General features: G+C 64.3%; 9 protein-coding genes and 2 pseudogenes. 4 read left to right on the forward strand and 7 right to left on the reverse strand.

Features of this window, described 5'->3' with window-relative positions; translation table 11 throughout:
• Window positions 1-195, reverse strand: a pseudogene (locus tag KBY74_RS06195) (FUSC family protein); the annotation flags it as partial.
• A 526-nt stretch (window positions 196-721) separates the two neighbouring features.
• On the opposite strand from KBY74_RS06195, the gene KBY74_RS06200 reads away from it, so the two are divergent.
• The gene (locus KBY74_RS06200; protein ID WP_254941938.1) at window positions 722-2,620 is read left to right on the forward strand and encodes a carbon-nitrogen hydrolase family protein; all 1,899 of its coding nucleotides are present in this window, start codon (window positions 722-724) and stop codon (window positions 2,618-2,620) included.
• The gene (locus KBY74_RS06205) at window positions 2,617-3,963 is read left to right on the forward strand and encodes a chloride channel protein (protein ID WP_254941939.1); all 1,347 of its coding nucleotides are present in this window, start codon (window positions 2,617-2,619) and stop codon (window positions 3,961-3,963) included. Before KBY74_RS06200 ends, KBY74_RS06205 begins: the two co-directional genes overlap by 4 nt.
• Here KBY74_RS06205 and KBY74_RS06210 read toward each other — a convergent pair.
• Window positions 3,930-5,546, reverse strand: a complete 1,617-nt coding sequence (locus tag KBY74_RS06210) for a gamma-glutamyltransferase family protein (RefSeq protein WP_254941940.1) — start codon at window positions 5,544-5,546, stop codon at window positions 3,930-3,932. The genes KBY74_RS06205 and KBY74_RS06210 overlap by 34 nt on opposite strands.
• Window positions 5,547-6,015: 469 nt before the next feature.
• Between KBY74_RS06210 and KBY74_RS06215 the strand changes: the two genes are divergently transcribed.
• On the forward strand, window positions 6,016-6,498 hold the full coding sequence (locus tag KBY74_RS06215) for an MgtC/SapB family protein (RefSeq protein ID WP_254941941.1): 483 nt from the start codon (window positions 6,016-6,018) through the stop codon (window positions 6,496-6,498).
• On the opposite strand, the gene KBY74_RS06220 is transcribed toward KBY74_RS06215, so the two are convergent.
• The 3 genes and pseudogenes from KBY74_RS06220 to KBY74_RS13790 all read right to left on the reverse strand — a co-directional run.
• On the reverse strand, window positions 6,480-7,352 hold the full coding sequence (locus tag KBY74_RS06220) for an LCP family protein (RefSeq protein WP_254941942.1): 873 nt from the start codon (window positions 7,350-7,352) through the stop codon (window positions 6,480-6,482). The genes KBY74_RS06215 and KBY74_RS06220 overlap by 19 nt on opposite strands.
• A 225-nt stretch (window positions 7,353-7,577) precedes the next feature.
• Window positions 7,578-7,829, reverse strand: coding sequence for a hypothetical protein (locus tag KBY74_RS13785; RefSeq protein WP_254941962.1), 252 nt, complete (start codon window positions 7,827-7,829; stop codon window positions 7,578-7,580).
• A 13-nt stretch (window positions 7,830-7,842) separates the two neighbouring features.
• A pseudogene (locus KBY74_RS13790) lies at window positions 7,843-8,046 on the reverse strand (RNA recognition motif domain-containing protein); the annotation flags it as partial.
• Between the two features lie 251 nt (window positions 8,047-8,297).
• Here KBY74_RS13790 and KBY74_RS06235 point away from each other — a divergent pair.
• Window positions 8,298-8,501, forward strand: a complete 204-nt coding sequence (locus KBY74_RS06235; RefSeq protein WP_254941943.1) for a hypothetical protein — start codon at window positions 8,298-8,300, stop codon at window positions 8,499-8,501.
• Window positions 8,502-8,532: 31 nt separating this feature from the next.
• Here KBY74_RS06235 and KBY74_RS06240 read toward each other — a convergent pair whose 3' ends face one another.
• Together KBY74_RS06240 and KBY74_RS06245 are read right to left on the reverse strand one after the other, a co-directional pair.
• The gene (locus KBY74_RS06240; protein ID WP_254941944.1) at window positions 8,533-8,823 is read right to left on the reverse strand and encodes a hypothetical protein; all 291 of its coding nucleotides are present in this window, start codon (window positions 8,821-8,823) and stop codon (window positions 8,533-8,535) included.
• Between the two features lie 28 nt (window positions 8,824-8,851).
• Window positions 8,852-10,717, reverse strand: a complete 1,866-nt coding sequence (locus tag KBY74_RS06245; protein ID WP_254941945.1) for a DEAD/DEAH box helicase — start codon at window positions 10,715-10,717, stop codon at window positions 8,852-8,854.
• Window positions 10,718-10,862: the final 145 nt, after the last annotated feature.

Below are 10,862 nucleotides of genomic sequence, written 5' to 3' on the forward strand. Positions count from 1 at the left end.
GGTGCCCAGGATGCGGCCGCTGGCGGCCTGCAGCGTGTGGTCGTCGTTATCGTCGACAACCATCACCACTGCTAACAGCGGATACCAGGCAAATTGGATTCTTTCGGTCCAGACAGCAATGGCGGCTGTAACGAGTACAGCTACAAAGAGCTTCAGGCTGTTGCGCAGCAGCTGGTTTTGCACTGTCCGCGGCATCGCTGAGCTTAGTAGAGCTTATGGGGATCAGCCTCCTTGCGCCTGGCTGTCATGAGGGGGCTGATATGAGCTGGCTGCCGGTGCTATTCCCCGACCTGCCCATCCTGCTGAAGGGTCCTTTCATCGCCATTCCGAGGTGGCCATAAACGGGATAGGTGTTGTTGGTAGCGAGAGCGATGCTGAGCACAGAAAGACATTCATTCGCTGCTCGGTCTCCTTTGGATCCAGCCAACCAGAAAACTGATGCGTTCGGTGTCTATCGCCAGAGCCAGATTCATCAGGCGCACTCCGAGTTCCAGGAGCGTCTGGTTCTGTAAGAGAAGAGCCGGTGGCTGACCGCCTTGCTGCACCACCTCCAGAGGAAGCTGCCGACATTGATGTCGGTTTCTTGGCCCAGGGTGCTCTGCGTTGAACCATCACGGACAAAAAATTCCTTGCTAAATGCAAAGAAACGCTTGATCTCCCCTCCCCCCTCGACTGGCCCCAGGTGATTGCATCCTTAGGTAGGTAAAGCGCCTCTTACTGAATGTCGACCCGATCTCACCAGCGCCTTGCTGCCAGTTCCCTTGGCCTGGTGCTATCCGGCCTGCTGAGCAGTGGGTTGATGCTGCCAGCCCGTGCCCAGGTGGACAGAGCCCAACTGGGCAGCAAGCCGGTGAAGGTGGCCGCTGTCGATTTCATCCCCGCCTGGGGCGACCTTGACGGCAACATTCGCCGCCTCGTGCAGGCGGCCGAACGAGTTGCGGCCGAGGGGGTGCAGTACGCCGTGTTTCCCGAAACAGCGATCAGCGGCTACGACTTCACCGATCCCGCCCAGTTGGCTCCCTTCGTGGACACCATTCCGGGTCGGGCCACCGACGCCCTGCTGCCGGTGCTCAAACGCACCGGTATGCACATGAGCGTCGGCATTGCTGAGAAAGATGCCAACACGGGGATCTTTTACAACACAGCGGTGTTGCTGGGGCCTGAAGGGATCATCGGCAAATATCGCAAAAACGGCCTCAATGGCCAGGACGTGCAACTGTTCGGCCCGGGCGACACCGATGTCGGTGTGTTTGACACCCCGATCGGCCGCATTGCCCTGATCATTTGTTACGACGACACCTACTGGCAGTACGACCGGTTGGCCGCCCTGCGCGGTGCCCAGATCATCGGCTGGCATTCGGTGTCGGATCGGGTGATGCCCGGCACGCCAGCTGCTCAGGCGAAGGGCAATCACTCCACCGTGGCCAGCGTGCAGCACATGAGCGCCCTCAACGGTTTGTGGGTGATCGGCGCTACCCGCAGCGGCATAGAGCGCAATCCGATCAACGGCAGCCAGCTCTATTACAACGGCGGCTCCAGCATCTGGTCGCCCCAGGGCCGCAAGCTGGTGCAGGCGCCGGTGGTGCCACCCGAGGTGCTGCCGCCGGGATTGAACGGCATCTTTGCCACCACGATCATTCCGGCGGAAGCCGATGCGGTGCGCGAGCAACGCTTGGCGGCCCGCCGGCCTTCGCTCTACAACCCGCTGCTGGCCCTGCGCCGGGCCCCTGTGGACAGCACCGCCACCGCGACAACGCGACCGGTGCAGTTGGCTGCTGCCCAGTGGACGGGTGACGCCTCGCGCCTCAGCAGCAGCCAACCCCAGCCCCAGGAGCTGCTGGTGCTCCCCGAACTATCCGGTTTGCCCAGCGGTTTGCCGGCCGCTGAGATCAGCCGCCGAGCGGAGCGGCGTGGCGGCGCCTTTGAGCAGCTGTTGGCCCGGCGCGCCAAGGCCGGCAGCGGCTACCTGGTGGGGAGCTATCCCGAGCGCGATGGCTCCAAGGTGTTTCACACCGTGGCCTTGGCCGGTCCGGCCGGCACCGTGCTCGGCCGCTATCGCGCCACCCACCTCAGCGCCGCTGAGCAGACCTGGGCCATCCCTGGCGATGCGCCACTGGTGGTGGCCACGCCGCTGGGGCGCATCGGCCTGGCCACAGCCGCCGACCTCGCCGTAACCGAGGTCACGGGGCTCTACCAGAGCCTGCGTACCGATGTGCTGGCGGTGCCTTCCGGGGATCCTGCGGCGTTGAAGGTAGAGATCGATCCCAGGCTCTATGCGGTGAGCGATCCCCCCACCGGCCGCGCCGATCTCCATCCCTACCTGGCCGCCAAGCTCGGTCAGTTTTGGCTGGTGAGTGGTGGCCGGCGGGTTGGAACATCTACGGCCGCAGGGATCTATGGCCCGGAACCCGTGGTGCAAAACCCCACGCTCACCGCCGCCCCTGGTGCGGATGCGGTGCGCCACCGCACGGTGGTGCCGGCGCCAGGCACCTGGATCAACCAGCAGCAGCTGATTGATGGCCAGCGCAACGACCTGTTCAAACCCCTGGTGCTCGATCCAGCCAACGTCTGCTTCCAGCGCTGGAAGCGAGCGGGCCATGGCCCGGTGGGCTGCCCGTGACCCCGGTTCGTGCTCCGGCAGCGGGTGCCCTGGCGTCCCTGGCTGGCTGGTTGCTGCTGGGATTGCTGTTTGGGCTGCTGATGGGGCCTTATCAGGCCATCTCCGAACTTGGCTTCCGCTTGCAGCGGGGGCTCTGGCTGGCGGCTCAGCCCCAGCCCGTGCTCGGTTGCGTGGTGGTGTTTGCGGCCACGAGCCTGCTGGTGCTGCTGGCCTGGGGTCCTCTGGCCACGGGCCGTGGTGGCGGCACGACGGCCCTGCTGGCCCTCGATCGCGCACCCCAGGCTGTGCGCAGCGCCCGGGAGGCGCTCTGGCTGCAGCAGCTCAGCCTCGCCACCCAGCTGCGGCGGCTGCCCCTGATGCTGCTCACCCACCTGGGTGGCCTGGCGGTGGGGGTGGAGTCGCCCTCGGTGGCGCTGGGAGCGAGCGTGCTGCTGGCCATCCGCCGGCGCTGGCCCGGCTTTCAGCTGCTGGCGGCCCTCTCCCCCCAACTGGTGGCCGTTATCGGCGGCGCGGCCGGGTTGGGGGCGGCCTTTCGCTCGCCCCTGCTGGCGGTGGCCTACGGACTGGAAGAGCTGGGCCAGCGCAGCGGCCTGCCGCTGGTGCTGCCGGCGCTGCTGCTGGCGGGCAGTGGCACGCTGGTGGCCACCACCATGGGCCAGCCTGCCCGTCTGCCGGGCCTTGAACTCGGAGCCCTGGCACCGGAGCTGTGGGGCTGGGTGGTGCTGCTCACCCTCGTGGGAGCTGCTGGCGGAAGCCTGTTTGTGCGCCTGCTGCTGCCGGCGGCGGCCTGGGTAAAACGCCTGCTGGCCAAGCGACTGCTCGTGGGCGCCCTGCTGCTGGCCGCCAGCCTCACGCTGCTGGCGTTCGTGAGTGGCGGCCTCAGCCTCAACGACGGCTCCCTGTCCCTGGCGGCGGCCCTGAGCGGTGAGTCCGTGGGCTTGCCGCTGCTGTGGCTCTGGCGCCTGCTGGCCAGCGTGCTCAGCATCGCCCTGGGGGCCCCCGGTGGCCTGATGCACGACAGCATGAGCCTGGGTGCCCTGCTGATTAGTCCGCTGCAGGGCCTGCCAGGGCTCACCAGCAACGACCTGGCCCAGCTGGCGGCGGTGGCGGCCACGGCCCTGTTCGCCGCCGCCCATGGCGCGCCGCTGTTTTGCGCCGCCTTTGTGTTCACGCTTCAGGGGGATCCGGCCCTGTTGCCGCTGCTGCTGTTGGTGGCCGCGATTGCGGCGGCTCTGGGCGAGCGCTGGCGCGGCGAGGACTGGAATGAACACCAGGCGCAAGCCCTGCTGGCTGCCAAGGCCAGCGCCCCTCAGAACCCGAGCGCCACCCCATCGAGCCGGTGATCCACGCCGGCCTCCAGGCTGGTGCATTGGCCACTGGCATCGCGATGGATGCGCAGCATCTGGGCCGCCCCCTTGAAGCTCGCAAAGCCGTAGGAGTCTCCGAGTTGATGGCCGCGGGTGACCAGTTTGTTGCCCACCTCGAGGCTGAACTGCGGATCGATGTGCACCGCCCCGCTCTGCATGATCAGCTTGAAGCGCGGCGCGTCCACGGCCTGCTGGGGATTCATGCCCCGATCGAGGGCGTTCACCAGGATCTGGGTGAGCCCCTGGGGGTGGGCATTGCCGCCGATCACGCCCATCAAAAATTCCGGCAGCCCATCGCGCAGCACCATCGCCGGCAGAATCGAGTGACGCGGCCGATAGCCGGCGGCCATAGCATTGGGATGGCCGGGCTGGCTGGAGAATTGGGCGGCTCGATTGTTGAGCACCACCCCTGTGTCGCCTGCCACCAGCCCCGAACCGAACGGACCGCAGATGCTGGTCATCAACGACACGGCGTTGCCCTCTGGATCAACGGCGCACACATAGCTGGTGTCGCCTGCATTGGCGCCCTGGGGCCGGGTGGCGAGTCGGGCTCGGTTGGTGATGCGGCTGCGGGCGGCAGCCAGACCGGCTGAGCTGAGGGCTTGCCGCACCTGCTCCAGCATGTCGGGGGTGGGCTCACCCACCACGTCGATCGCCAGCTCGAAGCCCAGGCGGATCGCCTCAATCTGGTGGTGCAATCGCTCCGCCTCATCCATCGAGGCGAGCGGCAGGCAGTCGAGGATGCCGAGAGCATGGAGAGCGACGATTCCCTGGCAATTGGGCGGCATCCCCAAAACCTCTCGGCCGCGGTAGCCCACGCTGAGGGGCTCCACCCACTCGGCGCGATGTTGCTGGGCGGCCAGATCGGCAAGGGTGGTGGGCACGCCGCCTGCGCTGATCGTGGTGGCGATCGCCTCCGCTACGGAGCCTTCATAAAAGCCTTGGCGACCCTCCCGGGCCACTCGCTCAAGCGTGGCCGCCAGTTGCGGCAGCCGCATCAGCTGGCCAGGCTGCGGGGCGCTGCCCTCAGGCAGCATCAGTTCCCCCAGCTGCACGGGTCCGCTCGGCCCCAGCAATGCGGCGCCAAGCTCCCAGAAGCCGGCGATCGATTCACCCACCGGATAGCCCTCGCGCGCGTAGGCGATCACTGGCTGCCACAGCTGCTGCAGCGACTGCGTGCCAAAGCGCTCCAGCAGCGCGCACCAGCCATCCACAGCGCCGGGGATCGTGACGGCGGCGGCGCCGTGCTCCGGCATCACCGGCACGGAGCCAATGCGCTCCAAACTGGCGCCGCTCGGGGCACGACCGCTGCCATTCAGCCCGAAGACCTTTTGCTCCTTGGCCGACCACACCAGCACCATGGTGTCGCCGCCCAGCCCGCTCATCATCGGCTCGGCCAGCGCCAGCATGCCGGCCATGGCCACGGCGGCATCAACGGCGTTGCCGCCCTGCTCCAGCACTCGCAAGCCCACCCGGGTCACCAGCGGCGAGCTGGAGCTGGCCATGGCGCGCCCGGCAAACACGGGCGAGCGGCGATGCAGAAAGGCAGGGCTTGTCATGGTTGTGCAGTTGATGGCGCAAGCATGACTGCATCAAGGACCTTCCTTCCTGTTGATCGAGCGGGAGGCATGATCTGTTCTTTTAGTGCGCCTAGCTCATCGTTATCAGCAGATTTCAAGGGGATCGCTACGATCTGCATCGGGAATTTGCTAACAGATAACCATCAGCACCCCGAACCCACTGCTGAGGATTGTCTGCTCCAGGAAGCTGATCAGGCCTCCCAGCACCGAGCCGGTGATGCGGTCGGTGGGGGGTGACCATCGTTGTCATCCACAACTATCACTACCGCCATCAGCGGATACCAGAGAAACTGAATGCGCTCGCTCTAGGAGGCGATCGCCGCGGTGATGAATACGGATTTCAGGGTGCTGCGCAGTAGCAGGTTCTGCACTGTCTGCGGCAACGCTGAGCTGGGTAGAGCATATGGGGATCAGCCACCTTGCGCTTGGCTGTCATGAGGGGGCTGTCATGAGCTGGCTGCCGGCGCTCACTCCCGATCTGGAGGTCCTGCTGCGCCTAGGCCTGGCGGTGCTGTGTGGTTTGGCTGTGGGCATCAATCGAGCCCACCATGGCAATACCAGCCATCCCAACCGCCTGCGGGTACATGTGCTGGTGGGCCTCAGTGCCTGTCTGATGGTGCTGGCGGCCGGTGACGACCCCCAGGCCCGCAGCCGCGTCATGCAGGGGGTCGCCACCGGAATTGGCTTCCTGGGGGCGGGCGAGATCCTGGTGCCCCCTACGGCTGACAAGAGGGGCCTGCCTGAGGTGCGTGGACTCACCAGTGCGGCTTCGATATGGTTTACGGCTGCCCTCGGGGTGACCGTGGCCGCCTCCACCCCCTTGCTGGCGGGGGTAGCACTGCTGCTCGCCCTGATCACCCTGTCTCAGCGGAGCAATGGCGACTCGCGGCCAGATATTGATCCTGCAGCAGATCAGAAAAGGAAGCGATAGCGGCCATCGCCGCTGCTTTCAGCTTCGTTGGAGCCGTCCAGCACCGGCTGGGGCCACTCCGCTTCCCAATAGCTGATGTCATCGCGATAGAAGGGCCGTCCGCCCAGTCGCTTGGTTTCAAGCTGGGTCGTGCCCATGGCGGTGATAAGGCCACCCAGCTCCATGGGGCCCAGGTCGGTTTTTAGATCCTTACCTGCTGCAGCCAGCAGGATCGGCAGGCGCACCAGATGCTCTGGCCTGGTGAGCTTGCGAAACAGGGCCTGTAGGGCAAGTTGCTGGCGCTCCAGTCGGCCGATGTCGCCCATCTCATCGTGGCGAAAGCGCAGGAAGCCCTCTAGGTCTTGACCTTTGAGATTTTGCAGGCCGGGTTGCAAGTCGATGTACAGGCCCTGGCTGTTGTCGGTGTAGGCCATGCGTTTCGGCACGTCCACCTCGATGCCGCCGAGGGCATCGGCCATGCGCCGGATCGCAGACAGGTTCACCACTAGGTGGTGGGTGATCGGTCGACCCAACTTGCGGGCCAATTCCCGTTTGAGCAGATCGGTGCCCCCGAGGCTGTAGAGGGCGTTGATTTTGTGCGGTCCATAGCCTTCTGCCTCGATGTAGGTGTCCCGAGGTACCTGGGTGATCCGGGTGATGCCCCCATCCACGCGCAGGCTGGCGATCACATCGGTGTTGCCACCACCCACATCGGTGCCGAGCAGCAGGATGTCTTGGTTGGTGATGCCGCTCCAGGCCGCGAACGGATTGGTGATGGCGTTATTTGCTCCTGAGGCGGTGTCGCTGAGCAGTTCGGAGAGGGGCCCCGCCAGCAACAGGCCTCCGCCCATGCCGACCCCAATCGCCAGGAGCACGGCACCGCGTTTACTCCGCTTGCGGGGCCGCTTGGCCGGAGGGGTTCTCATCCCCTGAAAGCTATTGCACCAAGCGAACCTTTCACAAATGGGGGCTTGCCGCTGCCCAGAGTGGCCAGGCTCGAACGAGTTGATGAAGCTGTTGACGCAGGCCTGGCTTTCACCGCTGGACGCTCTGCAAAAAATAACCCTGCCGTGGAGCTTCCGCGGCAGGGCTTGGGTAGCTCAGTGCAGAGCTGGAGAGCTTGCAGTAGAGGCTGATGGGTTGGTTTTACCAGCGGTTGCCGCTATCGCCGCCATATCCGCCACCGTCACGATTGCCACCGCCTCCGCCGTATCCACCGCCACCACCACCATCGCCGCCATATCCACCGCCACCACGATTGCCACCGCCACCGCCGTAGCCCCCACGGCCGCCGCCACCACGACCACCACCACCACCGCCACCACCTTCACGGGGAGTGGCTTTGTTGACACGAATCATGCGCCCCATCCATTCGACGTCCTGAAGGTCGTCAATAGCCTTTTGTTCGGCCGCATCGTCGGCTAATTCGACAAAAGCGAAACCGCGTTTGCGACCGGTTTCTCGGTCTAGGGGCAGGCTGCACTGGCGCACCTCTCCGTATTGGCCGAAGAGATCAAGCAAGTCCTCGCGTTCAGCTTGGAACGAAAGATTGCCAACGTAGATAGTCATTAATGGAGCAAATCCTGGAACTGATTCGGTCGAAGCTGCGGTTCTTAGTGGTCCTAGTGGGAACTAGGGTTGCCAAAAGAAAGGCCGTAACCTTTGAATCACGGCAAATGATACCGGGTGGCCTGGCCCCTAGCTAGCACTCGCGAGGCGTTTCATGGAGAACCGTAAAGCGGTTCTGAAGAGACTCTGAGGTTCAACCGGTGATCCCGGATGTCGTCCCAATGTCAGCAAACTCTGATCAACGCGGACCCATGATCACAGCACCTGTGCCTTGGAGCCTCGCCTGGCGTGAGGATGGCGAACTTGCCACCCAGGATCGTTTTGACCTGCTGCAGAGCCTGGTTGCTTGCGAAAGTGCAGAGGTTCAATCGACGTTGATCGCCGCCGTGGAGCGGTTGTCAATTACCGACTTGACCAGCCTGAGTGTGGGAGGCGTGACCAGTCTTTGCGCCTGAAGAGCTTGGCCGGGCGGATCATCGCCCGGCGCTAGGTGCTGGGCTTGCTCACGGAGCGCTGATCCAGGGTCCGCCCGCAGGCTTCATGGGCTTCCTCGACGTCGCTGCCCTTTGCAACTCGCTCACCAACGCAGGCGCAGGTGCGGTCGAGTAGGGCAGAGGGGGCAGCTTTGCCCTCCCTTTGCAGGTCCGCCTGGTAAGCCGACAGGCAGAAGGCTTTCACTACCTCGGCAACGCTGATAGAGCGGCTGGCGGGAACCAGGGACACCAGCCCCAGGCAAAGCAGTCCGATTAGGACCGGGCGCGGGGGGCTGGGGTTCATGGAGCAAAAGGGCGGAAGCCCGAGGAGTTCACCCCTGGAACCTGGAAAGCTGCAGGGGTTTGTTCATCACCCGAAGTTGGCGCAGACCCTGGAAAACATCCTCGGGCATGCCCTTGGGTAGGTCCACGGTGCTGTGGGTGTCGAAAATCTGGATACGGCCGATGGCTCGCCCGTTCAGACCGGCCTCATTGGCAATGGCTCCCACGATGTTGCCGGGCTTGATGCGGTCGCGCCAGCCCAGTTCCACCCGGAAGCGCTCCATGTTGTCCTCTGGCGGACCAACGGGGCGTTCGCCCCTGGGAGCTCCCCTGCCAACATCACGGCCAACCTCCCTACCCATTTCCCGGCCCCTTCCCCGGTCCCGGCCGAAGTCGCGACCGCTATCCCTACCTCCATCCCTACCTCCATCGCGGCCAGGACCGTTCTGACGCACTTGCTGGAAGTTCTCTTCGCCCTGCAAAAGCAGGGGTTTGCCCACCAGGCTCAGCTCTAGGGCCGCCAGGGCTAGCTGCTCAGGACTGGAGCCCTGCTCCTGAGCAACCCGTTGCAGGATTTCACTGAGTAAGGCCCGTTCCTGCTCGCTGCTGGCTGGGGTTTGCAAGCAGTTGGTGAGCTTGGTGCGCATCCGGTCGAGCCGGTTTTGATTGATGGTGGCGTTGCTTGGCACCTCCATCTCTTCGATCGGCTTGCCCACGGCCCGCTCCATGCCGCCTAGGAAACGGCGCTCCCTCGGGGTCAGGAACAGGATGGCGTCTCCGCTGCGGCCAGCTCGACCGGTGCGGCCAATACGGTGGACATAGGCCTCCGAATCGAAGGGGATGTCGTAGTTGATCACCAGGCTGATCCGCTCTACATCGAGCCCGCGGGCAGCCACATCGGTGGCAACCAGCACGTCCACCTGGCCGCTCTTAAGCCGCTCGATGGTGCGCTCTCGCTGGGCTTGGGGCACGTCGCCGTTGAGCACGGCAACGTCGTAACCGTGCTGTTCAAGCGATTCGGCCACGGTGAGCGTGATCGCCTTGGTACGGGCAAAAATGATCACACCCTCACTGGTCTCTGCCTCCAGAACCCGCTCCAGGGCTGCTTGCTTGTGGGGCGCATGCACCATCAAGAAACGCTGACGAATGCGGCTGGCATCGGCTGCCTTTTGCTTGATCGTGATTTCAGCGGGCGCGTTGAGATATTTCTGCGATATGCGCCGGATTTCGGGCGGCATGGTGGCAGAGAACAGCACTACCTGACGCTGCTCAGGTAGTTGTTCGAGCACCCATTCGACATCATCGATGAAGCCCATGCGCAGCATTTCATCAGCCTCGTCCAGCACCAGGGCGCGAAGACTGGAGAGATCGAGGGTGCCTTGACGCATGTGGTCCATCACCCGGCCGGGGGTGCCCACCACGATTTGAACGCCGCGTTTGAGCTGATGGATCTGGTCGCGGAAATCAGCGCCGCCGTAGATCGCCAGGGTGCGCACACCGGGTAGGTGGCTGGCATAGCTGTTGAAGGCCTCGGCTACCTGCAGCGCCAACTCCCGGGTAGGGGCGAGCACCAGCACCTGGGGCTTGCGCTGCTCGGGATCGAGGGCCGCCAGCATTGGCAGGGCGAAGGCAGCGGTTTTGCCGGTGCCTGTCTGGGCCTGTCCCACCAGGTCGCGGCCGAGCATCAGCTCGGGGATGGCGGCCTTCTGAATTGGTGAGGGCTCCAGATAGCCGATGGCTTCAAGGGCCTTCAGCAGTTCTGGGGCAAAGCCGAAGCGGGCAAAGCCCGAGGCAGTGGTTGCTTCTGTCTTGACTTCAGCTGAGTTGTTTTCGGATGTGTTGATTTCAGTTGTTTGGGCGGGCGCGTCGATGTCTACGGAGCAAGCAAAGCTGCCGCCGTTGGCGTGTTCGGTCACGGGATGAAAATGGCCTGGTTAATCAGGGCTTGGTGAAGTCCTTGAACGCAGGCCGGCAGAACCCAATTGAGCCAAGAAATACTGAACGGATGGGCCGTTGCGGGGCAACTGAAGCTGCACTGCTTTACCCGATGTTCAGTTGTTC

The sequence above is a fragment of the Cyanobium sp. A1C-AMD genome, from assembly GCF_024346495.1.
In the GTDB taxonomy this organism is placed as follows: domain Bacteria; phylum Cyanobacteriota; class Cyanobacteriia; order PCC-6307; family Cyanobiaceae; genus Cyanobium_A; species Cyanobium_A usitatum.

Excerpts from the sequence above, each read along its gene's own strand:
- KBY74_RS06200 (WP_254941938.1), top strand. The coding sequence starts at position 722 with ATGTCGACCCGATCTCACCAGCGCCTTGCTGCCAGTTCCCTTGGCCTG.
- KBY74_RS06210 (WP_254941940.1), bottom strand. The coding sequence starts at position 5,546 with ATGACAAGCCCTGCCTTTCTGCATCGCCGCTCGCCCGTGTTTGCCGGG.
- KBY74_RS06215 (WP_254941941.1), top strand. The coding sequence starts at position 6,016 with ATGAGCTGGCTGCCGGCGCTCACTCCCGATCTGGAGGTCCTGCTGCGC.
- KBY74_RS06235 (WP_254941943.1), top strand. The coding sequence starts at position 8,298 with ATGATCACAGCACCTGTGCCTTGGAGCCTCGCCTGGCGTGAGGATGGC.
- KBY74_RS06240 (WP_254941944.1), bottom strand. The coding sequence starts at position 8,823 with ATGAACCCCAGCCCCCCGCGCCCGGTCCTAATCGGACTGCTTTGCCTG.